The 25,752-nt window shown below is 61.9% G+C and carries 29 protein-coding genes and 1 tRNA gene; 19 read left to right on the top strand and 11 right to left on the bottom strand.

The annotated features are described in order from the left end of the window. Positions 1-8: 8 nt before the first annotated feature. Positions 9-1,616, bottom strand: coding sequence for a peptide chain release factor 3 (locus MUY21_RS12385; protein ID WP_248410658.1), 1,608 nt, complete (start codon positions 1,614-1,616; stop codon positions 9-11). A 102-nt stretch (positions 1,617-1,718) separates the two neighbouring features. Here MUY21_RS12385 and MUY21_RS12390 point away from each other — a divergent pair, with 102 nt between their 5' ends. The 4 genes from MUY21_RS12390 (at position 1,719) to MUY21_RS12405 (ending at position 5,127) form a co-directional block, all read left to right on the top strand. Continuing rightward, positions 1,719-2,498, top strand: coding sequence for an SDR family oxidoreductase (locus tag MUY21_RS12390; RefSeq protein ID WP_248410659.1), 780 nt, complete (start codon positions 1,719-1,721; stop codon positions 2,496-2,498). Between the two features lie 74 nt (positions 2,499-2,572). Next, positions 2,573-3,616, top strand: a complete 1,044-nt coding sequence (locus MUY21_RS12395) for an aldo/keto reductase (RefSeq protein WP_248410660.1) — start codon at positions 2,573-2,575, stop codon at positions 3,614-3,616. Between the two features lie 42 nt (positions 3,617-3,658). After that, positions 3,659-4,180 carry a lipocalin family protein gene (locus tag MUY21_RS12400; RefSeq protein ID WP_248410661.1) on the top strand — a complete coding sequence of 174 codons (522 nt, stop codon included), beginning with the start codon at positions 3,659-3,661 and terminating at the stop codon, positions 4,178-4,180. A gap of 41 nt (positions 4,181-4,221) precedes the next feature. Next, the gene (locus tag MUY21_RS12405; RefSeq protein ID WP_191285592.1) at positions 4,222-5,127 is read left to right on the top strand and encodes an EamA/RhaT family transporter; all 906 of its coding nucleotides are present in this window, start codon (positions 4,222-4,224) and stop codon (positions 5,125-5,127) included. 3 nt (positions 5,128-5,130) lie between these two features. On the opposite strand, the gene MUY21_RS12410 is transcribed toward MUY21_RS12405, so the two are convergent. Continuing rightward, the gene (locus MUY21_RS12410) at positions 5,131-5,871 is read right to left on the bottom strand and encodes an NUDIX hydrolase (protein ID WP_248410662.1); all 741 of its coding nucleotides are present in this window, start codon (positions 5,869-5,871) and stop codon (positions 5,131-5,133) included. A gap of 4 nt (positions 5,872-5,875) precedes the next feature. Then, entirely contained in the window at positions 5,876-6,304 is a 429-nt protein-coding gene (locus tag MUY21_RS12415; protein ID WP_191285593.1) for a DUF983 domain-containing protein, read from the bottom strand. Positions 6,305-6,503: 199 nt separating this feature from the next. Here MUY21_RS12415 and MUY21_RS12420 point away from each other — a divergent pair, with 199 nt between their 5' ends. From MUY21_RS12420 to MUY21_RS12435, 4 genes are all read left to right on the top strand, one after another. Further along, complete coding sequence (locus MUY21_RS12420) at positions 6,504-7,115, top strand: EF-hand domain-containing protein (RefSeq protein ID WP_248410663.1); 612 nt, start codon at positions 6,504-6,506, stop codon at positions 7,113-7,115. Between the two features lie 77 nt (positions 7,116-7,192). Further along, positions 7,193-7,780: an RNA polymerase sigma factor gene (locus MUY21_RS12425; RefSeq protein WP_248410664.1), complete on the top strand. Its 588-nt coding sequence runs from the start codon at positions 7,193-7,195 to the stop codon at positions 7,778-7,780. Continuing rightward, a complete protein-coding gene (locus MUY21_RS12430) occupies positions 7,767-8,237 on the top strand; it encodes a hypothetical protein (RefSeq protein WP_248410665.1) in 471 nt (156 codons plus the stop codon). The genes MUY21_RS12425 and MUY21_RS12430 overlap by 14 nt, the downstream gene beginning before the upstream one ends. After that, complete coding sequence (locus MUY21_RS12435) at positions 8,234-8,749, top strand: periplasmic heavy metal sensor (RefSeq protein WP_248410666.1); 516 nt, start codon at positions 8,234-8,236, stop codon at positions 8,747-8,749. The genes MUY21_RS12430 and MUY21_RS12435 overlap by 4 nt, the downstream gene beginning before the upstream one ends. 45 nt (positions 8,750-8,794) lie before the next feature. On the opposite strand, the gene MUY21_RS12440 is transcribed toward MUY21_RS12435, so the two are convergent. Continuing rightward, a complete protein-coding gene (locus MUY21_RS12440; RefSeq protein WP_248410667.1) occupies positions 8,795-10,180 on the bottom strand; it encodes a diguanylate cyclase in 1,386 nt (461 codons plus the stop codon). 100 nt (positions 10,181-10,280) lie between these two features. Between MUY21_RS12440 and MUY21_RS12445 the strand changes: the two genes are divergently transcribed. The 4 genes from MUY21_RS12445 (at position 10,281) to MUY21_RS12460 (ending at position 12,999) form a co-directional block, all read left to right on the top strand. Continuing rightward, a complete protein-coding gene (locus tag MUY21_RS12445) occupies positions 10,281-10,559 on the top strand; it encodes a DUF3572 domain-containing protein (RefSeq protein WP_248410668.1) in 279 nt (92 codons plus the stop codon). A 52-nt stretch (positions 10,560-10,611) separates the two neighbouring features. Further along, positions 10,612-11,307 (top strand): HAD family hydrolase, encoded by a 696-nt coding sequence (locus tag MUY21_RS12450; protein WP_248410669.1) that lies wholly within the window; start codon positions 10,612-10,614, stop codon positions 11,305-11,307. An 82-nt stretch (positions 11,308-11,389) separates the two neighbouring features. Next, positions 11,390-11,986 carry a heme NO-binding domain-containing protein gene (locus tag MUY21_RS12455; protein ID WP_248410670.1) on the top strand — a complete coding sequence of 199 codons (597 nt, stop codon included), beginning with the start codon at positions 11,390-11,392 and terminating at the stop codon, positions 11,984-11,986. Beyond that, on the top strand, positions 11,983-12,999 hold the full coding sequence (locus tag MUY21_RS12460) for a diguanylate cyclase (RefSeq protein WP_248410671.1): 1,017 nt from the start codon (positions 11,983-11,985) through the stop codon (positions 12,997-12,999). The genes MUY21_RS12455 and MUY21_RS12460 overlap by 4 nt, the downstream gene beginning before the upstream one ends. A 104-nt stretch (positions 13,000-13,103) precedes the next feature. Here the strand turns inward: MUY21_RS12460 and MUY21_RS12465 are convergent. The 6 genes from MUY21_RS12465 to MUY21_RS12490 form a co-directional block, all read right to left on the bottom strand. Next, positions 13,104-13,178 (bottom strand) — tRNA-Glu (locus MUY21_RS12465). A 91-nt stretch (positions 13,179-13,269) separates the two neighbouring features. Then, positions 13,270-15,018 carry a single-stranded-DNA-specific exonuclease RecJ gene (gene recJ / locus MUY21_RS12470; protein ID WP_248410672.1) on the bottom strand — a complete coding sequence of 583 codons (1,749 nt, stop codon included), beginning with the start codon at positions 15,016-15,018 and terminating at the stop codon, positions 13,270-13,272. A gap of 53 nt (positions 15,019-15,071) precedes the next feature. Next, positions 15,072-16,043, bottom strand: coding sequence for a class II fructose-bisphosphatase (glpX, locus tag MUY21_RS12475; protein WP_191285603.1), 972 nt, complete (start codon positions 16,041-16,043; stop codon positions 15,072-15,074). Between the two features lie 86 nt (positions 16,044-16,129). Beyond that, positions 16,130-16,843 (bottom strand): ceramidase domain-containing protein, encoded by a 714-nt coding sequence (locus MUY21_RS12480; RefSeq protein WP_248410673.1) that lies wholly within the window; start codon positions 16,841-16,843, stop codon positions 16,130-16,132. A 7-nt stretch (positions 16,844-16,850) separates the two neighbouring features. Continuing rightward, positions 16,851-18,143, bottom strand: a complete 1,293-nt coding sequence (locus MUY21_RS12485) for a homoserine dehydrogenase (RefSeq protein ID WP_248410674.1) — start codon at positions 18,141-18,143, stop codon at positions 16,851-16,853. 110 nt (positions 18,144-18,253) lie between these two features. Continuing rightward, a complete protein-coding gene (locus MUY21_RS12490) occupies positions 18,254-18,541 on the bottom strand; it encodes a hypothetical protein (protein ID WP_248410675.1) in 288 nt (95 codons plus the stop codon). Between the two features lie 121 nt (positions 18,542-18,662). Between MUY21_RS12490 and MUY21_RS12495 the strand changes: the two genes are divergently transcribed. The 7 genes from MUY21_RS12495 to MUY21_RS12525 all read left to right on the top strand — a co-directional run bounded on the left by MUY21_RS12495 (position 18,663) and on the right by MUY21_RS12525 (position 25,414). Beyond that, positions 18,663-19,250 carry a TetR/AcrR family transcriptional regulator gene (locus tag MUY21_RS12495; RefSeq protein WP_191285607.1) on the top strand — a complete coding sequence of 196 codons (588 nt, stop codon included), beginning with the start codon at positions 18,663-18,665 and terminating at the stop codon, positions 19,248-19,250. A 49-nt stretch (positions 19,251-19,299) separates the two neighbouring features. Further along, on the top strand, positions 19,300-21,282 hold the full coding sequence (dnaG, locus tag MUY21_RS12500) for a DNA primase (protein ID WP_248410676.1): 1,983 nt from the start codon (positions 19,300-19,302) through the stop codon (positions 21,280-21,282). 181 nt (positions 21,283-21,463) lie between these two features. Next, complete coding sequence (gene rpoD / locus MUY21_RS12505) at positions 21,464-23,467, top strand: RNA polymerase sigma factor RpoD (protein ID WP_248410677.1); 2,004 nt, start codon at positions 21,464-21,466, stop codon at positions 23,465-23,467. 65 nt (positions 23,468-23,532) lie between these two features. Further along, a complete protein-coding gene (locus MUY21_RS12510) occupies positions 23,533-23,826 on the top strand; it encodes an HlyU family transcriptional regulator (RefSeq protein ID WP_248410678.1) in 294 nt (97 codons plus the stop codon). 256 nt (positions 23,827-24,082) lie between these two features. Then, on the top strand, positions 24,083-24,274 hold the full coding sequence (locus MUY21_RS12515; protein ID WP_248410679.1) for a hypothetical protein: 192 nt from the start codon (positions 24,083-24,085) through the stop codon (positions 24,272-24,274). Positions 24,275-24,435: 161 nt separating this feature from the next. Continuing rightward, positions 24,436-24,858 carry a secondary thiamine-phosphate synthase enzyme YjbQ gene (locus MUY21_RS12520; RefSeq protein ID WP_248410680.1) on the top strand — a complete coding sequence of 141 codons (423 nt, stop codon included), beginning with the start codon at positions 24,436-24,438 and terminating at the stop codon, positions 24,856-24,858. A 238-nt stretch (positions 24,859-25,096) separates the two neighbouring features. Beyond that, the gene (locus MUY21_RS12525) at positions 25,097-25,414 is read left to right on the top strand and encodes a cytochrome c (RefSeq protein ID WP_248410681.1); all 318 of its coding nucleotides are present in this window, start codon (positions 25,097-25,099) and stop codon (positions 25,412-25,414) included. A 77-nt stretch (positions 25,415-25,491) separates the two neighbouring features. Here MUY21_RS12525 and MUY21_RS12530 read toward each other — a convergent pair whose 3' ends face one another. Continuing rightward, positions 25,492-25,695, bottom strand: coding sequence for a dodecin family protein (locus tag MUY21_RS12530; protein ID WP_248410682.1), 204 nt, complete (start codon positions 25,693-25,695; stop codon positions 25,492-25,494). Between the last annotated feature and the right edge of the window lie 57 nt (positions 25,696-25,752).

Raw genomic sequence — 25,752 nt, forward strand, 5'->3', positions numbered from 1 at the left:
AGAGCCACCTATACCATCATTTCCTTCGTCGCAGACAGTTTCAATGCCGGATAGTCGCGTTCAACACGGTCGATATCCCATTGAAGTCGCGTCAGAAAAACAGGGTCGCCATCATTGTCATGGGCGATGTGCTGCTTGTTGGCGGCGACCAGTTTCTCGACCTCGTCCTTGTCGCCAAGGATCCAGCGGGCCGAGGTAAACTGTGAAGCTTCAAACCGCACCGGCAGGCCGTATTCCTGTTCAATCCGACTGGCGAGCACTTCAAACTGAAGTGCGCCGACAACGCCGACGATGAAGCCTGACCCGATATTGGGTTTGAACACCTTGGCCGCGCCTTCTTCGGCAAACTGCATCAGCGCCTTTTCAAGGTGCTTGGCCTTCATCGGGTCGCCCGCGCGCACGCCTTGCAAAAGCTCGGGCGCGAAGGAGGGGATGCCGGTGGCGCGGATCATCTCGCCCTCGGTCAGCGTGTCACCGATGCGCAACTGCCCGTGGTTCGGGATGCCGATGATGTCGCCCGCCCAAGCCTCTTCCGCCAGTTCGCGGTCCGAGGCCAGGAACAAGACCGGGTTTGACACCGCCATCGGCTTTTTCGTGCGCACATGGGTCAGTTTCATGCCGCGTTTGAAGTGGCCCGAGGCCAGCCGCATGAAGGCCACGCGGTCGCGGTGTTTCGGGTCCATATTGGCCTGCACCTTGAAGACGAAGCCTGCGACTTTGGTTTCCTCTGGTGCGATGGCGCGGGGACTGGCCTGTTGAGGCTGTGGCTCTGGGCCATAGGTGGCGATGCCCTGCATCAGCTCCTGCACCCCGAACGAGTTGATCGCGGAGCCGAACCAGATCGGCGTCATGTGACCTTCCAGCACTGATTTCGGGTCGAGTTTGGGCAGCAGTTCGCGCGCCATCTCGACCTCTTCCAGAAACTTTTCAAGCAAATGCTCGGGGACGTGCTCGGCCAGTTTAGGATCGTCGAGGCCTTTGATCTCGATGGTTTCGGCAACCACGTTCCGGTCGGCGCGGTCCATCAGCTCCAGCCGGTCGTTCAACAGGTCGTAACAGCCAAGAAAATCTCGCCCCATGCCGATCGGCCAGCTTGCAGGCGTCACGTCGATGGCAAGGTTTTCCTGTATTTCATCAATGATATCAAACGTATCCCGGCTTTCGCGGTCCATCTTGTTACAGAAGGTCAGGATCGGCAGATCGCGCAGGCGGCAAACTTCAAACAGTTTCTGGGTCTGGCTTTCCACGCCTTTCGCCCCGTCAATCACCATCACGGCTGCGTCCACGGCCGTCAGCGTGCGATAGGTGTCTTCCGAGAAATCCGAGTGGCCGGGCGTGTCCACCAGATTGAACCGGTATTTGCCGAAATCAAACGACATGGCCGAGGCCGAGACCGAGATGCCCCGATCCTGCTCCATCTTCATGAAGTCCGAGCGCGTGCGCCGCGCTTCGCCCTTGGCGCGCACCTGTCCGGCCATCTGAATGGCGCCACCATACAGAAGGAATTTCTCGGTCAGGGTCGTCTTGCCGGCGTCCGGGTGGCTGATGATCGCGAAGGTGCGACGGCGCGCAATTTCGGGCGGCAAGGTGGGGCGGTTTGATGCGGTGTCCAACATGGAATGGCATATAGCGGCGGGGGCGGGGCGGCGCAATATGGATGGTTCTTCCATCGCGCAGGCGGGCCTGCTAGGTCTTGGTCAAACATCGGGGAGGATAATATGGATCTGGGAATATCCGGCAAACGCGCACTGGTCTGCGCGTCATCCAAGGGCTTGGGGCTGGGCTGTGCGCAGGCGCTGGCGCGCGAGGGTGTGTCGCTGGTGATGAACGCGCGCAGTGGCGGACCACTGAAAGACGCCGCCGATGTCATACGCGCCGAAACCGGGGTCGAGGTCGTGACCGTCGCCGCCGATGTGACAACGGAGGAGGGGCGTGGGGCCTTGCTCGAAGCGGCAGGCGATGTGGACATCCTTGTCACCAATGCCGGTGGACCACCTCCGGGCATGTGGCCGGACTGGGACCGTGACGACTTCATCGCCGCGTTCGACGCAAATCTGCTGGCCCCGATTGCCCTGATGCAGGCGCTGATCCCCGGCATGGCGGATCGCGGCTGGGGGCGGGTGGTGAACATCACCAGCTTTTCGGTCAAAGCCCCGATCCCGGTGCTGGGTCTGTCCAATACCGCGCGCACCGGGCTGACCGGGTTTGTCGCGGGCACCGCGCGGCAGGTGGCAGGGCAGGGTGTGATCATCAACAACCTGTTGCCCGGCATCCACGACACGGATCGGGCTGCCGCACTGGACAAGGGTGTGGTCGACGCACAAGGCGGCACGGTTGACGAAGCGCGCGCGGCGCGGCAGGCGACCATTCCGGCGGGGCGATATGGCACGATTGAAGAGTTCGGCGCGACCTGCGCTTTCCTGTGTTCGCAACATGCGGGGTTCATGGTCGGGCAGAATGTGCTTCTGGATGGCGGTGCGGTGAACGCGACGTTCTAGGCGCGGCGTTTTGGGGTTGTTCTGGCGAATGCGATGCGCAACCCTGCCGCGCGAGCAGATTGAAAGGGTGCGCGATGCGGATGAACAAACTGGCAGGTGGAAAGATCGAGGTCAGCGCGCTGTGCCTTGGCTCGATGCTGTGGGGGTCCACCAACACCGAGGCCGAGGGGCACGCCCAGATCGACATGTCACTGGATCACGGGATCAACTTCATCGACACCGCCGAGATGTATCCGGTCAATCCGATCAAGGCGGAACGCTGTGGCCGGTCCGAAGAAGTGATCGGAAGCTGGATTTCCAAAAGCGGGCGGCGGGATGACGTTGTGATTGCCACCAAGGTTTCCGGCGACAATCCGGGCTGGAAGCGCGGTGGCAAGGGCTATGACGGCGCGATCATCCGCGAGGCGGTGGACGACAGCCTTGTAAAGCTGAACACCGACTATATCGACATCTACCAGACCCACTGGCCCATTCGCGGCAGCTATGCGTTTCGGCAGAACTGGACGTTTGACCCCTCTGGCCAGAACAAGGACGAGGTCGAGGCGCATATGCGCGATGTGCTCGAGGCAATGACCGAGGTCGTGGCGGCGGGCAAGGTGCGCCATTTCGGCCTGTCCAATGAAAGCGCATGGGGCACGGCCCAGTGGCTGCGCATCGCGCGTGAAATGGGCGCGCCGGAAGTCATCTCGATCCAGAATGAATACAGCCTGATGCACCGTCTGGCCGATACCGATCTGGCGGAACTGTGCATGAACGAAGGCGTGCGGGTGCTGGCCTATTCGCCGCTGGCCACCGGGCTTCTGACCGGCAAATACCAGAAAGGCGCGGTGCCCAAAGGGTCGCGGCTTGACTTGTCGCCGGGTCTGGGCGGACGGGCCACGCCACGGGCATTCGAAGCCGTGGACGCCTATCTTGCGGTGGCCAAGAAACACGGGTTGGACCCGGTGCATATGGCGCTGGCGTTTTCGGTGTCGCGTCCCTTCATGGGGTCGACCATTTTTGGCGCGTCGTCGATGGAACAGCTTGGTCGCATTCTGGACGGCAAGGATCTGGTCCTGTCAGATGACGTGATGAAAGACATCGACCAGACCCATCGCGCCCATCCAATGCCGTTTTGAAGAGGGATGGGTGTCGACCACCAGGACAAAGGGGATAACGCCATGAAGCGACGTCAGATACTGATCACGGCAGGGGCGGCTGCCATGGCCGCCAGCCTGGCCGCCTGCGTCGGCGGCGGCACGGGTGTCGAGTTTCATCGCAGCAAGTCCCGGCCGCTCAACTCGACCACACGGTTCGATGCGTCGCGCTTTGCCGGACGTTGGGAACTTCGCGGAGAGTTCGTGTATCCCGGTGAAAAGCCATCCTTCGGGGCGGTGAACCTGACCCACAGCAATGGCAAGATTACAGCGATGGACGTTTATGGCCCATCGGGGTTGCTTGAACGGTATCCAACCAAACAGCCCGCGCCCGGGCGGATCACTGTCGGCACGCCGCCCTTTGACACGCAATACTGGGTGCTGTGGGTGGATGCCGATTATCGCACCGCGGCCATCGGCACCCCATCGGGCAGTTTCGGCTGGATCATCGACCGGTCCCGTTCGGGCGGCGAGGATCGGATCAAGGCAGCACGCGATGTGCTGGGCTTCAACGGCTATAACCTGTCGCGGCTGCAAACACGCTAGGGCCGCTGGCGTTTTCGCCATGGCCGTGCCAAAGGGACATCATGCAAGCCTGGATCCCCATCACCATCGCTGCGGCGTTTTCGCAAAACCTGCGGTTCATGTTGCAAAAACGGCTGAAGGATACGCGGCTGTCCGCGACCGGGGCCACGCTGGCACGGTTCGTTTATTCCGCGCCTCTGGTGGCGCTGATCCTTGTGATCTATCTGTCCGCGACCGATCAGGCGGCACCGGTGCCCGGAGGGCGGTTCTTTCTGTTTGCCCTGACCGGCGGCGTCGCGCAGATCCTCGCCACGGTCTGCGTGGTCGCCCTGTTTGCCGAACGCAATTTCGCCGTCGGCATCACCTTCAAGAAAACCGAGGTCGTGCTGACCGCGCTTGTCGGGTTGGTGGTGTTGGGCGAAGGGGTGGGGCTGGCTGGCGCGTTGGCGATCGGTGTGGGCTTTCTGGGCCTGATCCTGCTGTCCGACCCGCCCGAGGGCGGCAAGTCCGGATGGAGGCGCTTTTTCAACCGGGCTGCCGCCCTGGGGCTGGGGGCGGGCCTGTTGTTCTCGGTCTCGGCCATTGGCTATCGCGGGGCGGCCTTGTCGTTGCCCGCACAGGATGTGATCGCGCGGGCGGGCTTCACGCTTGCGGTGGTCACGGCCTTCCAGTCCGGGATCATGATCGTCTGGATGTCCCTGCGGGAAAAAGGCGAAATCACGCGCGTCTTTGCGGCGTGGCGGGTCGGCGCTCTGGTCGGGCTGAGTTCGATGATCGGCAGTTTCTGCTGGTTCACCGCCTTCGCCTTGCAAAATGCGGCATTGGTCAAGGCGCTGGGGCAGGTGGAGCTTCTGTTCTCTTACGCCGCCACGCTGTTTGTGTTTCGTGAAAAGGTCACAGGGCGCGAATATGCCGGGACTGCGCTGATCCTGATTTCGGTGCTGGTGTTGGTTCTGTTCCTGAACTAGCCGTCAGCCCATCGCGCTCAGCGGTCCGACACCGCCCAGCCGTTCAAACAGGCTTTCCTCGTCCGAGTTGTTGAAGAACGGCACCTGAGCGGGTGCGCCCAGATCGGGCAGGTTGCCGACAATCTCGGCCAACACCACTTCGGTGATGAAGGGCAGGTCGAAGCGGCGCACGTCGTCGAGTGCGATCCATTGCAGGTGGCTCAGTTCATCCGAAGCGCGCGAGAAATCGTCGATATCGGTGCGCAGCTCGTCCGCATCCACGGCAAAGAACCGGGCGTCGAACCGGCGCGTGCGCCCCTTGGGCGTGATCGCGCGAAAGACAAAGGCCATGCCGCGCGCCGACGGGATCAGGCCTTCATCCGCGAAGGCTTCCCATCCCTTGGGAACGGGTCCGCCCCAGTCCCCGGGGGCCGCCAGCATCTGTCCGGTTTCTTCCCAAAGCTCACGAATGGCCGCCACCAACAGCGCCGAGGACAGCGCCGGATCAGCCTGTTCGCCCAGTCGCGTCAGGCACGGTTCCGCCCCCCCTTCCGCCAGCGGGACGAGCCCGTCACTAGGGTCGACCGCCCCACCGGGAAAGACGAACTTGTTGGGCATGAAGGCTGCCTTGGCCCCGCGTTGCCCCATCAGAACCTGCGGTCGCGTGGTCTTGTCACGGATCAGGATAACGGTTGCCGCATCGCGGACGATCTTCGACTTGTCCACTGCCTCGCCGTTCGCCGCCTTGTCCATGGGTTTGTCCATTTCTTTATCCCTCGGTTCTGTTTTTCACCGCGAACCCGTGCATGCGCTTGGCCCACTGAAAGCCGACCATGAACCCCTTGAAGCGTGGCAGCAGATAGAGCGATGCCGCCACAGTGCCAACCGTGAAGATCGAGGCCAGCACCATCGGTTCCTGCACGAAGTTCACATAGGTGATGTGCAGAAGCGGTGCCATCAGATGCCCGACCACCAGAATGGTCAGATAGGCCGGACCATCATCGGCGCGGTGGTGATACAGTTCTTCCCCGCACACCGTGCAGCTGTCATGGACCTTCAGATAGCCCTGAAACATCTTGCCTGTGCCGCAGCTGGGGCAGCGTTTGCTCCAACCTTTCCGGATCGCGGGTTTCAGCTCGCGTTCCTGCCCGTCATCTAAGGTGGTCAGGTCCGGTGTCATGGATATCGTATCGGTCATTCAAAATTCCTCTGTCGCGCATCCACATATACTAGGTGATGGCCTGCGGAAAATCATGCCACGAATTCAGATTTGCGGCGGGATGTCGCGATTTATTTCGCCGGAGCGCGACGGAAACGCAACCCTGTCGCGTTCAAGGACTATGTCGCCGGACAGAAACCCGCCCGGCGCGGACAGGCAAATGATAAAGGAGCACGACATGAGAATGACGAAAAAACATGCCGCAACAGCTATTGCATTGACCCTTGGGGCGGCGCTGACACTGGGGGCGACCTCCGCCGTGGCCTTTGGTGGCAAGGACGGTCGGGCAATGGGTGGCCCGCGGGGCGGTTTCATGCAGATGGAATTTGCCGATCTGGACCTAGATGCAAATGGACAGATCACCGTCGAAGACCTGCAAGCCAGCGCACAGGCGCGGTTTTCGGCTGCGGATGCAGACGGGAACGGAGAGTTGACGGTGGACGAGGTGCAAGCCCATCGCGCCGCGAAGATGGCCGCGCGGCAATCCAATGCCGGTGAGCAGACGCAAAACGCGGGTCCGATGGCGGAAAAGCGGATGGGCTGGATGATCGAGAAGATGATCGCCAAGCGTGACACCAATGGCAATGGCACGTTGAGCGTGGACGAAATGGCCCCTGACCAGGCCCGGCTGGAACGCATGATCGACCGGTTCGACACCGACGATGACAATGCCATTTCTCAGGCCGAGTTCGATACCGCACAGAAAGAAGCCTTCATGCGCGGGCAGGGCAAGCGGGGTCACGGTCATGGCCATGGTCATGCGGGTAAAGGCGCGCGCAACGGCGGATAAAAGTCGGCACCGCCCCCGTGTTCTGCGGGGGCGGGCCAGCCGTTGCCACTTGTCGGCAGAGGGGCTAGGCAGGACGGATGAAGATGGCCTTGGATGCGTATTCAGACGCCTCGGATGACGCGCTGCTTGTTCTTTACGGCAACGGCGACCCGATGGCAGCCGAGTTGCTGACCCGCAGGCTCGCGCCCCGGGTGCTGGGGTTTGCCGCGCGCCTGCTGGGCGGTGATCGTGCTGAAGCCGAGGACGTCACGCAAGAGGCAATGCTGCGCCTGTGGAAGATTGCCCCGGATTGGCGCAGCGGCGAGGCGAAAGTGACCACCTGGCTGTTTCGGGTCGTGACCAATCTGTGCACCGACCGGCTGCGCAAGCGTCGGACGGTCGATATCGACACGATCGACGACCCCGCCGATCAGGCGCCCGGGGCTGTCGAGACATTGATCCAGGCGGATCGCGCCGCCGCTTTGCAGGCCGCGCTGATGGGCCTGCCCGACCGGCAAAGGATCGCGGTCACGCTGCGCCATATCGAGGGGGAAACAAACCCCGACATCGCGCAGATCATGCAGATCAGCGTCGAGGCGGTGGAAAGTCTGACCGCAAGGGGCAAAAAGGCGCTGGCCGCGGCCCTGGCCGGGAAGCGAGAGGAGTTGGGATATGGCGAAGACTGACAGGAAGAAGACAGACGGGATCAAGCAAAACGACATGCTGGATGATCGCGCCTTGCAGGCGTTCTTTGACGCGGCCAGGGATGACACGATCACACCCTCGGACGCGCTGATGACAGCCATCCTGGACGATGCGGCGGCTGAGCAGCCGCAGCCCGGCATGTCGGCGGTGGCGCCCCCGCCGGATCTGGCCCTTACCACCGCGCGTGACCTGCGCCGGGCGCGGGGGGTCTGGGCTGATCTGAAGGCAGTGATTGGCGGCTGGCCCGCACTGGCAGGCATGGCCACGGCGACCCTTGCCGGCGTCTGGATCGGGTTTTCCGCCCCGATCCAGCTTGAACAATGGTCTGGCGGGCTGATCCTGAGCGGCGATTACACAACGACCGAAGCGACTTTTGCGCTGGAAGATCTGGCCCCCAGCTATCTGGGCACTGGCCTTTTGATGGAGGATGAGGGATGAGCACAGCCCCGACCACCCCCCCGACAGATCAACCCGGTGCGCGACGCCGGATGGGTTGGCGTATCCTTCTGGTCGTGTCACTGACCCTGAACCTTTTGGTTCTTGGGCTGGTGATCGGTGCCAAATGGGGCGACCATCGTGATCACGGGTTCGATGCGCGTGGCCCCAACCGAGGTGCGATCCGTGATCTGGGTTTTGCCCCGATGGCCGGGGCGCTGGACCGCAAAGACAGGCGCGAGATCGGCAAGGCCCTGCGCGCGCAGAGCGGTTCGTTCGCCGAGAACCGGCGGGCGCTCGAGGCCGAGTTTCAGAGCATGTTGTCCGCCCTGCGGGCAGACCCCTTTGATGCGGGCGCGCTGCTGGCGGTCATGGACGGTCAGGCGGAACGGTTGCGTCAACGCGGTGATCTTGCCCGCACAGCCCTTGTGGACCGGATTGAAAGGATGAGCGCCGAGGAACGACGCGCCTTTGCGGATCGGGTGGAGAAATCCGTGCGCAAGCGTGCGCCATAGACCCGCCGGAGCAGCCAAGGCAGCCTGCCGTGACGTCGAACTGCGTCAGGCCGCGTCGGAAACGAACATCACCTGATTACGACCGTCAGATTTCGCCCGGTACAGCGCCTGATCGGCGAATTGCAAAAGGTCATGGGCTGACCCGGCAGCCTGTGTCATGTCGCTGGACACCGCCACGCCGATCGACAGGGTGACCGCGATGCCACCCGCGACCTTGCCTGCAGCCATGGGTTGGTCGCTGACTGCCCGCCGCAGCCGTTCGGCCATGGCTTGTGCCTGAGTGTGCGTGACGCCGGGCAGGGCGATCAGAAACTCCTCGCCCCCATATCGCGCCAACAGGTCCATGTCGCGCAGGTTGCCCTTCAACCGTTTCGCCACTTCGACAAGAACCTCGTCACCGACGGGATGGCCGTAGGTGTCATTGATGGATTTGAACCGGTCCAGATCCAGCACCATGATCGCATAGGGCTGACCTGTCGCGCCCGCTTCCCGTTCAAGCCGGTCCAGATAGCTTTGGGCGAACCGTCGATTGTGCAAACCGGTCAGCGGGTCACGCAGTGCCAGCGCCAGGTTGGTGTCGAAGTTTTTGCGCAGGTCGTCGCCTTCGAATTTCCGGGCCAGCAAGCGTGTCAGGCGCAACGCCAGTTCCCGCGCGTCGAAGCCGGTGCGTAACACGGCATTTGCCCCCAGATCCAGTGCCATCGAACTGGGCGACGGCGTTTCACCGCAATCCTGCACCACGATAACGGAATGGCGCGTGGTCTGGCGCGATCTCAACTCGCTGACCAGACGCAACCCGTCCGATGTGTCCTTGAGGGTCGAGGCAATCACGAAAGCATCCGGCACGGCCTTGATCGCGCCGACCTCCTCCAACGCCTGGGAATGCGTCATGATATCAATGCGGTGGCGGATCTCGGTCGCCAGATGCATCCGCCAATAGATCCCCGTCTCGGCGTCCGGGGCGATCAGCGCGATACGCGCATGGCGGGCGAACAGGGCAGGGGCTTCGGCCAGTCCGAAATCGCGCGACAGCTCGCGCCGCCTGAGCACCTCGTTCTCGGCCCCCCGCGCGCGGATCAGGTTGCGCACCATCGCCATCAGCGTGGCTTCGTTCAGCGGTTTGGAAAAGACGTCATCGGCGCCTGCGGTGATTGCTTCCAGCCGGGCTTGCTGGTCGTCCTGATCCGACACGATGATGATCGGGATCATCCCCAGCACCGGATCCGCCTTGAGCGTCCGACAGGTGGCAAGGCTGCAATCCGACGCCCCGCGCCCCAGTATGATCAGGTCCGGCTGGGTGTCGCGCGCCAGCTTGGGCACCTCGTCGCACCGATCGGTCTGAATGACCTCATAACAGGCGACGGTCAGCTTGACCTTCAACACGATGCGATTGGTCGCAAGGTCATCCGCGATCAGGATTCTCTCACTCATATCGTCAACTCGCCCTTGTCATTGTGCTCAGGTTTAAGGTCTGTTCATATTGCTGCCAGATTGGTTAAGAAAACCTTTCCAATCGTTAAGGAGATCAGGGATGACGCCGGAAAATGCCGAAACAACCGCGCTGAAGGCGCTGGCATGGTTGGTCGCGGATGACGAATTGTTGCCGGTGTTCATGGGGGCGACGGGCGTGGACCAGGATGCGCTGCGCGCCAGCGCGGGGGATCCGGGTTTTCTTGGTTCGGTGCTGGATTTCCTCTTGATGGATGATGCCTGGGTGATCCGGGCCTGTGACGCGTTGAGCCTGCCCTATGACCAGTTGGCGATGGCTCGGCAGATGCTTCCCGGTGGGGCGCAGTTACATTGGACCTGACTGAAAAAGTGTATCATTCCAATATATTGTGATCTAACCGGAAAGGGTGGATATGAGCATTGAGGCACTGCTTTTCGACAAAGATGGCACCTTGTTTCTGTTCGAGGCAACGTGGGAAGCCTGGGCACATGCGGTGCTGATGCGGCTGACCGATAATGATCCGGAGCGCGCCCGCGTGATCGGCGCGGATATCGGGTTCGACACCGACGCCGGACGGTTTCACCCCGCCAGCGTGGTGATCGCCGGCACGCCGGAGGAGGTCGTGGCGCAGCTTCGGCGACATGTCGCCTATTCCGACGCGGCGCTGGAAACACTTCTTAACGAAGAAGCCGCCATCGCCCCGCAGGTCGAGGCCGTCGCCCTCGCGCCGTTTCTGACCGATCTGCGCCGGCGCGGGCTAAAGATCGGCGTGGCAACCAACGATGCCGAACGCCCGGCGCGGGCGCATCTGGATGCGGCAGGCGTGACGGGGCTGTTCGACTTCATTTCGGGCTATGACAGCGGACATGGTGTGAAGCCCGCGCCGGGGCCGTGCCTGGCCTTTGCCGCCGCGACAGGTCTTGCCCCAGAGCGCGTGGCGATGGTGGGCGACAGCCTGCACGACCTGCGCGCCGGACGTGCCGCGGGTATGCGGACCATCGCGGTTCTGACCGGGATCGCAGGCGCGGACGAGCTTGCCCCGTTTGCCGACATCGTACTGGATGATATCAGCCACATCCCGGCCTGGCTGGACAATGGGCAGACCTGACCACGGCGGCGTCCCGGCCTGATCGGCTGTTTCCGATTTGTTTACACTCGGCTGCTAGGCTCAGGCTGGAAACGAGTGTGATATGACGATTCATGGATTGATATTCTGGTGCTTCGAAGGGTTCCTGATCTTCACCTATGGGATCGGCCGCTGGCGTTCGATCATGGGTCAACTGGATTTGGGGTATGACAGTTTCGAACCCCTGTTTCGATATGACGTGGATCTGGCGAACCGTCTGGTCACCGAAGCCGCGCGCCAATTGGACAAGCCGTCGGATATGCTGCTGGAAGATTTCGGCACGTTTCTGGTGACGGATGAACGGGTCGAGCGGGTGCGCCGTCTGTTGCGCTTCGGCGGTGTGGATTACACGGATTTCCTGCATTCACTCGAAGATCTGCGCGGCCGGGCACAACTCGCCGTGCCAGAGCTGGACCTGCCGGTGATCCAGCTTGACGCGGTGTCGGTCGACGAGTTTCAGATCACATGCTGCAGCGTGGCGCCGGGGGTCGGCTTCATCCTGTTGGGGGTGTTGCGGGCGTTGGCAGATGATTACGGCGCACTTGCGTTTCTGGAACATCTGGGGCGCGACGGACAGGATGAAAGCATTTCCGTTCGTCTGCTGGAAATGCGCCATGGCACCGGCCGGGCGTTTCACCTTGCAGCGGGAGGGGCGTCTTGACCATCCCACGCACCATCCCGATCGCCTTGCATACGCTGGACCAGATGATGCCGATGCATCTGGTTCTGGACGCTGCTGCCCGGATCAGCCATGCAGGCCCGACCATCGAAAAGGTGTTTGGCGGGCCGCTGGTCGGGCGCAGCGCGTTTTCTCTGTTCGAATTGCGGCGCCCCCGCGTGGTGCGGTCGATGGATGACGTGCGCGCGATGGGGGATGCAAAGGTCTATCTGCGTCTGAAGGACGGGTCGGGGACCACGATGGTGGGGGCGGTTTCGGTTCTGTCGGGGGGCAATCAGGTCTTGATGAACCTGTCCTTCGGCTATTCCGTAGTGGATGCCGTCGCACGCTACAAACTGGCCGGGTCCGACTTCGCGCCCACCGACCTGACGGTCGAGATGCTGTATTTGATGGAGGCCAAAACCGCCGCGATGGAGGCGACCACACAGCTTGCCCATCGTCTGCATGACGAAAAGGCCGAAGCACAGGTCGAAGCGATGACAGACGGGTTGACCGGGCTGCACAATCGACGCGCCTTCGACATCCAGCTTGATCGTCAGATTGCCCGGGGCGGTGAGTTTTCACTGATGCATATCGATCTGGATTTCTTCAAGGCGGTCAATGACACGCAAGGTCATGCGGCGGGTGACGCGGTGCTGCGTGAGGTGGCACGGGTGTTGCAGGAGGAAACGCGCGATACCGATATGGTCGCGCGGGTCGGCGGGGATGAATTTGTCATCATGTTCAACAGGTTGTCCGATGCAGATATGCTGAACAGCATCGCAACGCGCATCATCGCGCAGCTTGAACGGCCGATCCCGTTTGACGGAAAGGCCTGCCGCATCTCGGCCAGTATCGGGATTGCCAGAAGCGTGGATTACGACACGGTCTCGGCCGCACAGATGACCGCGGATGCTGATGAAGCATTGTACATGTCGAAGAACAAGGGCCGGGCATGTGCGACTTTGTTTCAAACGCCTTCCCAACCGTCCACAGCATTGGGCCGAGGGGACTGATGGTGGCGTGGTGACCAGCCTTCTGGCAACAGGAACCGAATGGGTTACACGCGTCACGGAAACGCCTGGACCAAGGTGGCAAGTACAATCAACTCAGGAAGAAGTGGCAGCCCGTAGGGGAATCGAACCCCTCTTTCCAGGTTGAAAACCTGGCGTCCTAACCGATAGACGAACGGGCCACTCTGTCGGTGAGGGGGTTCTAAGAGAAAGGTCGGGGCCGTGCAAGAGGGTTTTTCAGCTTTTTTGAAAAAACTGGAAGGCCCATGAAAATCAGGCTTTTGCAGCGTCTTCCAAGCGCAATTGGGGGCTGGTTCGGCCCTGCCATTGGTTAAGTTCGAGTCGCCCTGCCAGATGGAACCGCTGGCCGCCATGTTGTTCCAGAAGCGGGCCAAGTGGGCCGTCGAATGCGCCGAAGGCGATGGCATCAAGACGGGTGCCCAGCCCGTCGCCGAAGCTGATCTTAAGGTGGGTCTGCCCAACCCGTTTGGCAAACAGGATGCTCACGTCCGGGAAGGCAAAGCGCGGGGCGGGGGCCGAGGCGCCAAAGGGACCCGCCTTTTCCAGCAGTTCGATCATGTCGACCGTTGCGCCCGAAGGCATCAGCACCCCGTCGATCTTCAGATCGGCCGCGCCAAGATCGCTTGCCCCCTGTTTGGCAAGCAGGGCTGACAGGCGCTCCATCGCCGGGAGCAACTGATCGCGCGTCAGGCTAAGTCCGGCGGCCATCTTATGGCCACCACCTTTGGCAATCAGTCCATCGGCTGCCAGCCGTTGAATGGCGGCGCCCAGGTCGATGCCCGAAACCGAGCGGCCCGATCCCTTGCCCTCGTCCCCGTCAAACCCGATCACGATAGCGGGGCGATTGGTGGCCTCTTTCAGGCGGCTGGCGACGATGCCCACGACCCCCGGGTGCCAGCCATCGGCCGCGGCCCAGACCAGCGGGGCGTCCAGACCACGTTCTTCCGCCTGCGCCATCGCCGCACCCTGAACCCGCGCTTCAATCTCGCGTCGTTCGGCGTTGAGATCGTTCAGTTTATCTGCAATTGCGCGGGCTTCGTTCATGTCCGTGGTGGTCAGAAGTCGCGCCCCAAGATCCGCCTTGCCGATCCGCCCGCCCGCATTCACCCGCGGCCCCATCAGATAGCCCAGGTGATAGGCGCGCGGGGCCTCGTTCAACCCCGCCACATCCGCCAGCGCCACCATGCCGGGCCGCGCACGGCGGGCCATGATCTTCAATCCTTGCCGCACGAAAGCCCTGTTCGCGTCGGTCAGCGGCGCCACATCCGCCACCGTTCCCAGCGCCACAAGATCCAGCATCGAAATCAGGTCGGGTCCGGGGCGACCGGCGTCGCGCAGCCGGCGCCCCAACTCGACCAGCAGCAAGAACACCACACCCGCGGCGCAGAGATATCCGGGCGCGTCGGCTTCGTCCTGCCGGTTGGGGTTCACGACGGCGATGGCGTCGGGCAGGGTCTCGCTGCCAAGGTGGTGATCCAGCACGACCACATCCGCGCCGGCAGCGCGGGCGGCGGCGATCGGTTCGAAGCTCAGCGTGCCGCAATCGACGCAAATGATCAGGCCATGATCGCCTGCCAGCGACTGCATTGCGGGCACGTTGGGGCCATAGCCTTCGTCGATCCGGTCGGGGATATAAAGCGTGACTTCGCGCCCGAAGAACCGAAACCAGTCGATCAGCAATGTGGCCGAGGTCGCCCCATCGACGTCGTAATCGGCAAAGATCGCAACCCGCTCGTTTTGATCCAGCGCCCGCAGCACGCGGTCGGCAGCGGCATCCATATCCTTCAGCTTGCGCGGGTCCGGCAGCAGGTCTCGCAGGGTCGGGTCCAGAAATCCGGCGGCTTCAGCGGGTGCGACGCCGCGCCGGGCCAGAACGGTGCAGAGCGGGGCGGGCAGGTCGGATTGCTGTTCCAGTGCTTCCGCCTGGCGGCCGATATCGGGCGAAGGGCCGACCCATCGGCGACCCGTAATCGACTTGTCCACCCCCAGAAAACTGCTCATATGCGCCCCTGACGCTGCACCTCATTTGATGCGGAAACCCGCGCCAACCCGCGTTACTTCGCGGCGACCGGGTTGCGATAGATCATCCGGCGCACCGATCCGGTTTTCGACCGCATCAGGATGGTTTCAGTGGTGAGAAAGCCCGGCTCACGCTTGATGCCAGACACGACCGACCCGTCGGTGACGCCTGTCGCGGCAAAGATCACGTCTGCTGTGACCATCTCGTCGCGGTTGTAGACGCGGTCCAGATCGGTGATGCCCGCCTTGGCGGCGCGGCCACGTTCGTCGTCATTGCGGAAAGTCAGCTGCCCCCACATCTGCCCGCCCATGCATTTCAGGGCCGAGGCCGCCAGCACGCCTTCGGGGGCGCCGCCGCTGCCCATATACATGTCGATACCGGTGATGTCGGCTTCGGCACAGTGAATCACACCGGCCACGTCACCATCGGTGATCAGGCGGATCGCGGCACCGGTCGACCGGATGCCCTCGATCATGTCTTCGTGGCGAGGACGTTCCAGCACGCAGACGGTGATGTCCGACATGGCGCAGCCGCGTGCCTTGGCCAGTGCCTTGACGCGTTCGGCGGGGCTCATGTCAAGGCTAACCACGTCTTTTGGATAGCCCGGCCCGATGGCCAGTTTGTCCATGTAAACGTCCGGGGCGTGCAACAGGGTGCCGCGCGGGGCCATGGCGATCACGGTCAGGGCGTTGGGCATGTCCTTGGCGGTCAGCGTTGTGCCTTCCAGCGGGTCCAGCGCGATGTCGACGGCAGGTCCGTCGCCGGTGCCGACCTCTTCCCCGATATAGAGCATCGGGGCTTCATCCCGTTCCCCTTCGCCAATCACCACGGTGCCCTGGATGTCCAGCAGGTTCAACTGGTCGCGCATCGCGTTGACGGCCGCCTGGTCGGCGGCTTTTTCATCGCCGCGCCCAACTAGGTTTGCGCTGGCCATGGCGGCGGCTTCGGAGACACGGGCCAGACCGAGCGAAAGCATACGGTCCAGAAAAACGACTTTATCGGCCATGGGGGCAATCCTTGTTTTCAATCTTCGATGTCGGGTTTAGTGCCCGCACGGGGCAGGGGCAAGGGACTTGCGCGCGGTATTGCCGCCTATCCCGGTTTTGCGACCGGGCTGCGAATGAGCCCTTGGAACAAAAGCGCGATCATGGCGCCGTTCAGCAGGTGCCAGATGAAATGGGTGCCAAGCGGCCAGATATCGCACAGGTGCATGTCCAGTGTGCGCAGGGTCAGGGACAGCATGAAGATGCCGGTGGCGGCGGCGATCCACGGGGCAATCGAGTGGCCTTTGCGGCGGCTGAGCGCGGCAAAGGCCAAAAGCGCCAGCACGGCAGGCAGGTATTGCTCGGACCCGTTCAGTAGCGTGTTCGTGGGGGTGTGGTTATGCGCGGCAGGTGTGGCACTGGTCTGGCTGCCGCTGCCATCGCTGCCGAACGCGAACAGGATGGCGACAAGGCCCGCCACAACGGCAAGCCCGACCGCGATGCGACCGGGGCGGACGCCGCCGATCCGGTGCAGGGCGACCAGCACGAACAGGGCGACGAAGGTCCAGATGGGGATCACATCGGCCAGTCCGGACCACGCATTGGCGAAGGTGTGAAACAGGAAACTGCCCAACCCGATCAGGGCAGCAAGCACGATCAGGATCACCGTCATGGGGTCGGTGCGGCCACGCTTTCGCGCCTCGGCCCAGCCCCAGAGGGCGGCGAGGATGAAGGACAGGTTCGACAGTGCGTTCAGCGGCTCGGACCAGAAGTCCGGCCCGGTGCGTTCGCAATAGATGTCGACGGCTGCGAACCAGTCCACGGCGCGCTTAGACGTTTTCGATGCGAATGGCGACCGGTTCGCCTTCGACCACCTTGGTCTTGGTCAGCCCTGCCAGCGCCATGTCCAGCGCGTCGCGGGTGCATTTATGGGTGACGATCAGCACCGGGGCGAGCTTCTGGTCATGGCTGACCTGGCGCATCCGGTCGATCGAGATGCCCGCATCCCCCAACACCGCCGCGACCTTTGCCAGCGCGCCGGGTTTGTCCAAAAGCACCATGCGCAGATAGAAGGGCGCAGGCTTCATCGCTTTCACCCCCGTCACCGGGCGCAGCGTGGTTGCCGGTTGCCCGAAGGTCGGAATGCGCAAGCCGCGCGCAATGTCCATCACGTCGCCCATCACCGCACTGGCGGTTGGGCCTTCGCCCGCGCCCGGGCCGCGCAACACCACTTGTTCGATCGCGTCGCCTTCGACCACGACCATATTGGTGCCACCTTCCAACTGCCCCAGCGGCGAGCCATCGGGCACAAGGCAGGGCGTCATGCGTTGTTCCAGCCCGCGCCCCGTCATCTGCGCCACGCCCAGAAGCTTGATCCGATAGCCCATTTCGGCGGCGTGTTCGATGTCTTCCAACTGGATGCGCTGGATGCCTTCCAACTCGACCGCATCGAAATTAACCTGCGTGCCAAAGGCGATTGACGACAGGATCGCCAGCTTGTGGCCCGCGTCAATGCCACCCACGTCAAGGTTGGGATCAGCCTCAAGATAGCCAAGTTCGGCGCATTCCTCGAACAGGGCGTTATAGCCGCGCCCGGTGGCCTGCATCTGGGTCAGAATATAGTTGCAGGTGCCGTTCATCACGCCCATGACGCGGGTGATTTCGTTGCCCGCCAGCCCTTCGGTCAGGGCTTTGATAATCGGGATGCCACCGGCAACGGCGGCTTCGTACCGCAAGCGCACGCCCGCGTCTTCGGCGGCCAGCGCCAATGCCTGCCCGTGATGGGCCAGCAGCGCCTTGTTGGCGGTGACGATGTCCTTGCCGGCGGCAATCGCGGCTTCGCAGGCGTCTTTGGCAGGGCCGTCATGGCCGCCCATCAACTCGACAAACACGTCGATGTCATCCCGCTGTGCCAGCGCGACCGGGTCGTTCTCCCACGCGTAATCCGACAGATCAACACCGCGATCCTTGTCGCGCGAGCGGGCGGATACGGCGGTGATCGTGACCGGGCGTCCGGCGCGGTCTTGCAGCAGAGCGGCCTGACGGCGAATGATCTTGATCACGCCGATGCCGACGGTGCCAAGACCTGCAATCCCAAGGCGCAGGGGGGGGATGTCGGTCATGTCGCTCTCCGTCGGCTGTCATTTGGTTCAGCGACGTGTAGCCAATGGCCGCGAAGGGTGCAATCCGCAGGGTGTGGGAACGGGGAAATTTCTGAAAGGGGTGTGTCGGTTCAGGACGAGGACAGCGCATCCTGCATCTGTTCTTCGGTCGCCTCATCAACCACCGAGGTGCCGCGCAGCGCGTCAGCCCGCGCACGCAGGTCGGCGGCGCGTGCAGCCAATTCGGCAATGCCTTCGTCCCCGGGTGGCACGACGACCTGTGCCTGTATCTCGCTGATCGGCACGATCTTGGGGAAAGGCGCGTTGGCCGCGTCGCCCGCAGGAAAATCCGGCGCACTGGCACAGGCGGCGACGGTGCCGGGCAAAAATGCCGCAAGGATGAAGGTGCGCGGGGTCATCTGCGTCTCCTGTAAGGTGCCGCACGGGCTGGCATGACCTTATCTGCGTGGCTCGGGTGTCGCAAGATCGCTGAAGAGGGAATAGGTTTGATTTGAACAAGCGTTCAGTTATCAAGGGGCCATGGCACGTAAAACCGGATCACACAGCGACATCACCGGCCCCAAGGTGCGCGAAGCGGCGCTGGCCTTGTTTGCACAGCATGGGTTCGCGGCCGTCTCAATGCGCCAGATCGCGGCCGAGGTCGGCGTGCAGGCGGGCGCGCTTTATCTTTACACGAAGGACAAGCAAAGCCTGCTCTATGATCTGATGCAGGCGCATATGGATGACCTTCTGGCGGCGTGGGAAGTGGAGCCCAAAGGGGACGGCGCGCTGGCCCATCTGGAAGCCTTCGCGCGGTTTCACATTCGCTTCCACCTTGAACGCCCCGACGCCGTGTTCATCGCCTATATGGAGCTGCGCAACCTGTCGGACGAAAACTTCGCTGCCATCGAAGCCCTGCGCCGCCGTTATGAAGGCGAGCTTGAGGCGATCCTGCGCGCCGGTCAGGCCGAGGGCGTGATCACCGCCCCCGATATCCGCCTGACCACGATGGCCCTGATTGCCATGCTGACCGGCGTGAATACGTGGTATCGCGAGGGCGGGCGGCTGTCGCGCGATGCGGTGGCGGATATCTATTGGGACATGGTGCGCGGCGCGGTTGGGGCGTAAGGCATCAACGCCACTGGACTCTGACGCCCGTCGCGCCAATATATAGCTCATGTCCCTGCCACCCGGTTTCCTTGATGATTTGCGCAACCGTCTGAGCCTGTCACAGGTCGTCGGGCGCAAGGTGATGTGGGACCAACGCAAATCCAATCAGGCCAAGGGTGACATGTGGGCGCCATGCCCGTTCCATCAGGAAAAAACCGCGTCTTTTCATGTGGATGACCGCAAGGGCTATTATTATTGCTTCGGGTGCCACCAAAAAGGCGACGCGATTTCCTTTGTGCGCGAGACCGAGAATGTCGGCTTCATGGAAGCGGTCGAGATCCTGGCGGGCGAAGCCGGGATGCAAATGCCCGCGCGCGACCCGAAAGCGCAGGAAAAAGCCGACCGACGCACGCAACTGGTCGAGGTGATGGAGATGGCGGTCAGCCATTTCCGCTTGATTCTGAAAACCGGGGCTGGGGTGGCGGCGCGTGAGTATCTGGCCCGTCGCGGACTGAATGATGCGGCTTTGGAGCGTTGGGAAATCGGTTTCGCACAGGATGCGTGGCAGGGGTTGTGGGATCATCTGAAGGGCAAGGGGGTCGAGGATGACCTGATCCTTGCCGCCGGACTTGCCAAGCCCAGCCAGAAGGGTGGCAAGCCCTATGATACATTCCGAAATCGCATCCTGTTCCCCATTCGCGACGCGCGTGGGCGGGCGATTGCCTTTGGCGGTCGCGCGATGGACCCCGAGGAAAGCGCGAAATACCTGAACTCGCCCGAGACCGCGCTGTTCGACAAGGGGCGCAGCCTCTATAACCATGGACCCGCGCGGGAAGCGGCGGGCAAGGGGCAACCGCTGATCGTGGCCGAAGGCTATATGGACGTGATCGCGCTGTCCGAAGCGGGGTTCGGCGCGACCGTCGCCCCCCTTGGCACGGCGATCACCGAAGATCAGTTGCGCCTTTTGTGGCGGATTGCGCCCGAGCCAATCATCGCGCTGGATGGTGACAACGCCGGGCTGAAGGCCGCGATGCGGGTGATCGACACGGCGCTGCCCTTGCTTGAGGCGGGTCAGAGCCTGCGCTTTGCCCTGATGCCCGAAGGGAAGGACCCGGATGATCTGTTGAAGGAAAGCGGGGCCGAGGCCATGCAGGCGTTGATCGACGCAGCGATCCCGATGGTCGATCTGCTGTGGCGGCGCGAAACCGAAGGCAAGGTCTTTGACAGCCCCGAACGCAAAGCGGCGCTGGACAAGGATCTGCGCGCGGTCATTGCGCGTATCAAGGATCCTTCGATCCGGTCGCATTACGGGCAGGCCATCAAGGACAAGCGGTGGGAGCTGTTCCGGTCGCGGCCCAAAGCGCAGGGCGCTGGGCGCGCATCGTGGACCCCCGGCCCTTGGAAAAAGGGGCAGGGGCGTGGTTGGGCGCCAACGCCACCGGTGCTGCAATCGACCAAGACATCGCTTCTGGCGACCGCCGACGATCAGGCGCAAGAGGTGCTGCGCGAGGCGGTGATCCTGGCCATCCTTATCCGCCGGCCCGACATGCTGGAACAGGTCGAAAGCCGGATGGAGCGTCTGGATATGATCGGCCCGGATCACGGCGCGCTTCAACGAGTGCTACTGCGCCACGCCCATGAAGGCGCCGAGGTGTTGGAGCGCACCATTGTCGAACGAATTGGGGCGACGGCCCTTGAAAAGCTCTATGCGCTGAACCATGTGCGAATCACGCCCGCCCTGCGACACCCCGATGATGACGAAATCGTGCAGGCCAGCCTGAACGAAGAGCTCATGAAACTCGAAGCGGCGCGCGGGCTGAGACGCGAGATTGCGGATGCCGCACAGGACATGGACACGCTGCCGGACGAGGGCGTGACATGGCGCTTGGGGCAGGCGGCGGAAGCGCGCAACAAGGCGCTTCGCAGCCAGACCGAGGACAAGGCCACCTATGACGTTGCCGATAACGGGACGCTTCTGAACCGCGATGAACGCGATGCGCTGGACAAGCTGTTGGCGCAGATCGACCCCACCAAGACCAAGGGGAAATAGCAACAGTGCCGTGATCTCTGGTCTTTTCCGGATGATCACGCAAAGAATACGCGATAGACGGGTTGGCGAATCACTGATTCGAGGTGATGATTCGGCCAACGCGAATCACCTATGAGGTGGGGCATCACACAGGCAGACGCCCGATGCCCCATATCCGCCAAGCCAAGTGCAAGGAGGGCCCATGGCCGCCAAGGACACCGCCAACGACCGCAAGGACGACGACCAGGACGACGAAGGGATGGGCGACGTCAGTCAAAAAGCGATCAAGAAGATGATCGCCGACGCGCGGGAAAAAGGCTATATCACCTATGATCAGCTGAACCAGGTTCTGCCCCCCGATCAGGTAAGTTCGGAGCAGATCGAAGACGTGATGTCGCTGCTCTCGGAAATGGGCATCAACATCATCGAAGATGAAGAGGCGGAAGAGGAAGAGAAGGGCTCGACCGAACTGGTGACGCAGGCAGGTGCCCGCGAAGTCACCGTCGCTACCGCCGAGACCGAGAAACTGGATCGCACCGACGACCCCGTGCGCATGTATCTGCGCGAAATGGGGTCGGTCGAGTTGCTGAGCCGTGAAGGCGAGATCGCGATTGCCAAGCGGATCGAGGCCGGGCGCAACACGATGATTGCGGGTCTGTGCGAAAGCCCGCTGACCTTTCAGGCCATCACCATCTGGCGCGATGAACTTCTGAGCGAAGACATCCTTCTGCGGGATGTCATCGACCTGGACGCCACCTTTGGCAACGCGATGGAGGACGACGACGAGAGCGAAAGCGTCGCCAGCGCCCCCGGTGTCGACGGCGTTGCCGCTTCCGGTGAGAAAGAGAAAAAGGACACCGGCCCCGAATTGGACGCAGACGGCAATCCGATCGCGTCCGACGATGACGATGACGACGACGAGGACGAAGCCGCCAACATGTCGCTTGCGGCAATGGAGGCTGCGCTGAAACCCCGCGTTCTGGAAACGCTGGAACTGATTGCGCGCGACTACAACAAGCTGTCCGAGATGCAGGATCTGCGAATGTCCGCGACCCTGAACGAGGATGACAGTTTCTCGAAGAAGGCCGAGGTTGAATATCAGAAGCTGCGCTCGGAAATCGTGCTTTTGGTGAACGAGCTTCACCTGCACAACAACCGGATCGAGGCTCTGGTTGATCAGCTTTACGGCATCAACCGCCGCATCATGTCAATCGACTCGGCGATGGTGAAGCTGGCCGATCAGGCCCGGATCAACCGTCGCGAGTTCATCGACGCCTATCGTGGGCGCGAACTGGACCCCACCTGGCTCGAAGATATGGCGAACCAGTCGGGTCGTGCCTGGCAGGGGTTCATCGAGCGTTCTTCGGACAAGGTCGAACAGTTGCGCGGTGACATGGCGCAGGTCGGTCAGTATGTCGGCGTCGACATTCCTGAATTCCGCCGCATCGTGCAGCAGGTGCAGAAAGGCGAGAAGGAAGCGCGTCAGGCCAAGAAGGAAATGGTCGAGGCGAACCTGCGTCTGGTGATCTCGATCGCCAAGAAATACACCAACCGCGGGCTGCAATTCCTTGATCTTATTCAAGAAGGCAATATCGGTCTGATGAAGGCCGTGGACAAGTTCGAATACCGCCGCGGCTACAAATTCTCGACCTATGCGACCTGGTGGATCCGGCAGGCGATCACACGTTCGATCGCGGATCAGGCCCGCACGATCCGTATTCCGGTGCACATGATCGAAACGATCAACAAACTGGTGCGGACGGGTCGTCAGATGCTGCACGAAATCGGCCGCGAACCGACGCCCGAAGAGCTGGCCGAAAAGCTGCAAATGCCGCTTGAGAAGGTCCGCAAGGTGATGAAGATCGCCAAGGAACCGATCAGCCTTGAGACACCGATTGGTGACGAAGAGGACTCGCAACTGGGCGATTTCATCGAGGACAAGAATGCTGTGCTGCCGCTGGACTCGGCCATTCAGGAAAACCTGAAGGAAACCACCACCCGCGTTCTGGCATCGCTGACCCCGCGCGAAGAGCGTGTGTTGCGGATGCGGTTTGGCATCGGGATGAACACCGATCATACCTTGGAAGAGGTCGGCCAACAGTTCAGCGTGACCCGCGAACGGATCCGTCAGATCGAAGCCAAGGCGCTGAGGAAGCTGAAGCACCCCAGCCGGTCACGCAAGCTGCGGTCGTTCCTGGATCAATAACTGTAAGCGCCCCCGGAAGGGGGCGTTTTTCGTCGTTCACACGCCCTCGGCAGAAAGGATCACTCATGTCCCTTCTTTCAAAACTTTTCGGCGGTGGATCCGCATCGGCACAGGCCGGGTCGGCGACGGCTCGACCCGATCCGGTCATGCATGACGGTTTTGCCATCTATCCCGAACCGGCCAAGGATACGGGCGGTTATCGCATTGGGGCACGGATCGAGAAACAGATCGACGGGGAACTGAAATCGCGCATGATGATCCGGGCGGATGTGTTGGGATCGCAAGAGGCGGCGACATCTGAAAGCCTGCGCAAGGCCCGGATCTATATTGACCAGATGGGCGAGCGGATTTTCGACTGATCCACGGGTAAACGAATCTCGGTCAGTTACCCCGGCCCGTAATGATGAACAGGTGGGCGGGCGTCTATTTATTCACGAATTTCCTGAACTCCGCTCTCTTAGAGACTGAATTCCGACCTGGAAACAGTTTGTTTTTGCGTGTTTTCAAGAGCGATGAATCTGTTTTCTTTGAATTGGGGCGGAAATGTGGCGATAATGTGAACACATTGGACGATCGCTTTGTTTGACACGATACTTATTAAGACTGGGGATTATGATGCGTAAGACGGTGGGCGCGCAGACATACGCAACCGGCCTGAAGGGGCCAATCACGAACTTTCAGGAAGAACTGGCACAGCGCGATGGGCGACCGGATGTTAGGTCCGGGCGGCTGAGGGCGCTCATGAAATTGGAGACCCGGCGGCAGGATGGGCATGTCTCACGACGCCCCGCCCTGATCCCGCTCTAGGGTGTCCCCGTGTTTTCCGGCACATCAAGGCAAGCCACTCACGCGACCAAAGGCAGAAAGGGTGCCGGCCCTAGCTGACCTGACTTCAATTGCCTTGACGTGCCGGAAAAACGAACGCGAGGGTCTTGCGCGGATCGGTCGGGTGACCTTTTATCACCGCCATGGGACATGGCTTCACGATCCGAACGCAAGGCCCCGGCCTTTATGACTTCACCGCCGATGTGGCCGGGTGGCTGTCCGATCAGGGGGCGGGTGACGGGCTACTGACGCTGTTCGTGCGCCACACCTCCTGTTCGCTGCTGATCCAGGAAAACGCGGATCCCGAGGTTCGGACCGACCTGCGGAACTTCCTGCACCGGTTGGTCCCGCCCACCTCTGACCCGTCCATGTCCTATCTGACCCATACGTATGAAGGCCCCGATGACATGCCCGCCCATATCAAGGCCGCCCTACTGCCGGTCAGCCTGTCCATCCCGGTGCAGGGCGGGCGGATGGTGCTGGGTACATGGCAGGGGATATACCTTTTTGAACACCGGAACGCGCCGCACACCCGGCACGTGGCGGCGCATCTTCTAGGCGATTGATCCACCTCAATCGGTCTGCGCGAGAATGTTCTATCATCGAACTGGCCACTCAGGGATGAGTTGGCCGGGGGGTGATAGGCCTCCAAAGCAATTGCCCCCTGACAGAAACATGTTGGGAGGATTTAACATGACGAAAAGCATTCAAACACTGATGTGCAGCTTGGCATTCCTTACGGCCAATTTGGCCGGCGGGGGAGTGGCGCTTGCTCAGGATGCCGATTTTTGAAAAACGGTATTCATGACGAGCTGCGCTGTTTGTCACGGAGAGATGGGTGGCGGTGGTGGCCCTGTCGGCGAATTGTTCGCCAAGCGACCGCGCAATCTGACGACGCTCACCAAGGACAACGATGGCGTATTTCCGTTGGAACGTGTCTATGATGCGATCAGCGGCAAGCGGGAGATTCAGGGCCATGGTGACAGCAATATGCCGGTCTGGGGCCCGATCTTCACGGCAGAAGCCATGCCGCGGGCCATCCATCCCGGCCTCAGCCCCGAAGAGATCGCGCATGGCCGCATCCTGAGCTTGGTTTATTACTTGCAATCCATCCAGGAATAGCCTGCCGTTACACAAGCCAGTTTCAGCGCCCCGTGTTTTGCCGCGGGGCGCTGCGACCGTTGAATGTCATTTGACGCTTAGTCGTCCAGGACGAATGTCACCATCAGGTTGACCTGATAATGGGCAACCTTCCCATTCTCGACCTTCACGGACTGTTCCTTGACCCAGGCGCTGACGACGTTGCGCAGGGTGTCTGCGGCGCGTTTCACCCCTTGTTCCACGGCGTCGTCAAAGCTTTTGGGCGAGGTGGCGGACAATTCAGTTACACGAGCGATGGTCATGTTGTGTCTCCCTTTTGGTTGGTTGGCTGGCAGAGTGTGCAAGTCTACGCCCATCGT

The sequence above is a fragment of the Aliiroseovarius sp. S2029 genome (assembly GCF_023195575.1).
In the GTDB taxonomy this organism is placed as follows: domain Bacteria; phylum Pseudomonadota; class Alphaproteobacteria; order Rhodobacterales; family Rhodobacteraceae; genus Aliiroseovarius; species Aliiroseovarius zhejiangensis.

Excerpts from the sequence above, each read along its gene's own strand:
- MUY21_RS12385 (WP_248410658.1), bottom strand. The coding sequence starts at position 1,616 with ATGTTGGACACCGCATCAAACCGCCCCACCTTGCCGCCCGAAATTGCG.
- MUY21_RS12390 (WP_248410659.1), top strand. The coding sequence starts at position 1,719 with ATGGATCTGGGAATATCCGGCAAACGCGCACTGGTCTGCGCGTCATCC.
- MUY21_RS12395 (WP_248410660.1), top strand. The coding sequence starts at position 2,573 with ATGCGGATGAACAAACTGGCAGGTGGAAAGATCGAGGTCAGCGCGCTG.
- MUY21_RS12400 (WP_248410661.1), top strand. The coding sequence starts at position 3,659 with ATGAAGCGACGTCAGATACTGATCACGGCAGGGGCGGCTGCCATGGCC.
- MUY21_RS12405 (WP_191285592.1), top strand. The coding sequence starts at position 4,222 with ATGCAAGCCTGGATCCCCATCACCATCGCTGCGGCGTTTTCGCAAAAC.
- MUY21_RS12410 (WP_248410662.1), bottom strand. The coding sequence starts at position 5,871 with ATGGACAAACCCATGGACAAGGCGGCGAACGGCGAGGCAGTGGACAAG.
- MUY21_RS12415 (WP_191285593.1), bottom strand. The coding sequence starts at position 6,304 with ATGACCGATACGATATCCATGACACCGGACCTGACCACCTTAGATGAC.
- MUY21_RS12420 (WP_248410663.1), top strand. The coding sequence starts at position 6,504 with ATGAGAATGACGAAAAAACATGCCGCAACAGCTATTGCATTGACCCTT.
- MUY21_RS12425 (WP_248410664.1), top strand. The coding sequence starts at position 7,193 with ATGAAGATGGCCTTGGATGCGTATTCAGACGCCTCGGATGACGCGCTG.
- MUY21_RS12430 (WP_248410665.1), top strand. The coding sequence starts at position 7,767 with ATGGCGAAGACTGACAGGAAGAAGACAGACGGGATCAAGCAAAACGAC.
- MUY21_RS12435 (WP_248410666.1), top strand. The coding sequence starts at position 8,234 with ATGAGCACAGCCCCGACCACCCCCCCGACAGATCAACCCGGTGCGCGA.
- MUY21_RS12440 (WP_248410667.1), bottom strand. The coding sequence starts at position 10,180 with ATGAGTGAGAGAATCCTGATCGCGGATGACCTTGCGACCAATCGCATC.
- MUY21_RS12445 (WP_248410668.1), top strand. The coding sequence starts at position 10,281 with ATGACGCCGGAAAATGCCGAAACAACCGCGCTGAAGGCGCTGGCATGG.
- MUY21_RS12450 (WP_248410669.1), top strand. The coding sequence starts at position 10,612 with ATGAGCATTGAGGCACTGCTTTTCGACAAAGATGGCACCTTGTTTCTG.
- MUY21_RS12455 (WP_248410670.1), top strand. The coding sequence starts at position 11,390 with ATGACGATTCATGGATTGATATTCTGGTGCTTCGAAGGGTTCCTGATC.
- recJ (WP_248410672.1), bottom strand. The coding sequence starts at position 15,018 with ATGAGCAGTTTTCTGGGGGTGGACAAGTCGATTACGGGTCGCCGATGG.
- glpX (WP_191285603.1), bottom strand. The coding sequence starts at position 16,043 with ATGGCCGATAAAGTCGTTTTTCTGGACCGTATGCTTTCGCTCGGTCTG.
- MUY21_RS12485 (WP_248410674.1), bottom strand. The coding sequence starts at position 18,143 with ATGACCGACATCCCCCCCCTGCGCCTTGGGATTGCAGGTCTTGGCACC.
- MUY21_RS12490 (WP_248410675.1), bottom strand. The coding sequence starts at position 18,541 with ATGACCCCGCGCACCTTCATCCTTGCGGCATTTTTGCCCGGCACCGTC.
- MUY21_RS12495 (WP_191285607.1), top strand. The coding sequence starts at position 18,663 with ATGGCACGTAAAACCGGATCACACAGCGACATCACCGGCCCCAAGGTG.
- dnaG (WP_248410676.1), top strand. The coding sequence starts at position 19,300 with ATGTCCCTGCCACCCGGTTTCCTTGATGATTTGCGCAACCGTCTGAGC.
- rpoD (WP_248410677.1), top strand. The coding sequence starts at position 21,464 with ATGGCCGCCAAGGACACCGCCAACGACCGCAAGGACGACGACCAGGAC.
- MUY21_RS12510 (WP_248410678.1), top strand. The coding sequence starts at position 23,533 with ATGTCCCTTCTTTCAAAACTTTTCGGCGGTGGATCCGCATCGGCACAG.
- MUY21_RS12515 (WP_248410679.1), top strand. The coding sequence starts at position 24,083 with ATGCGTAAGACGGTGGGCGCGCAGACATACGCAACCGGCCTGAAGGGG.
- MUY21_RS12520 (WP_248410680.1), top strand. The coding sequence starts at position 24,436 with ATGGGACATGGCTTCACGATCCGAACGCAAGGCCCCGGCCTTTATGAC.
- MUY21_RS12525 (WP_248410681.1), top strand. The coding sequence starts at position 25,097 with ATGACGAGCTGCGCTGTTTGTCACGGAGAGATGGGTGGCGGTGGTGGC.
- MUY21_RS12530 (WP_248410682.1), bottom strand. The coding sequence starts at position 25,695 with ATGACCATCGCTCGTGTAACTGAATTGTCCGCCACCTCGCCCAAAAGC.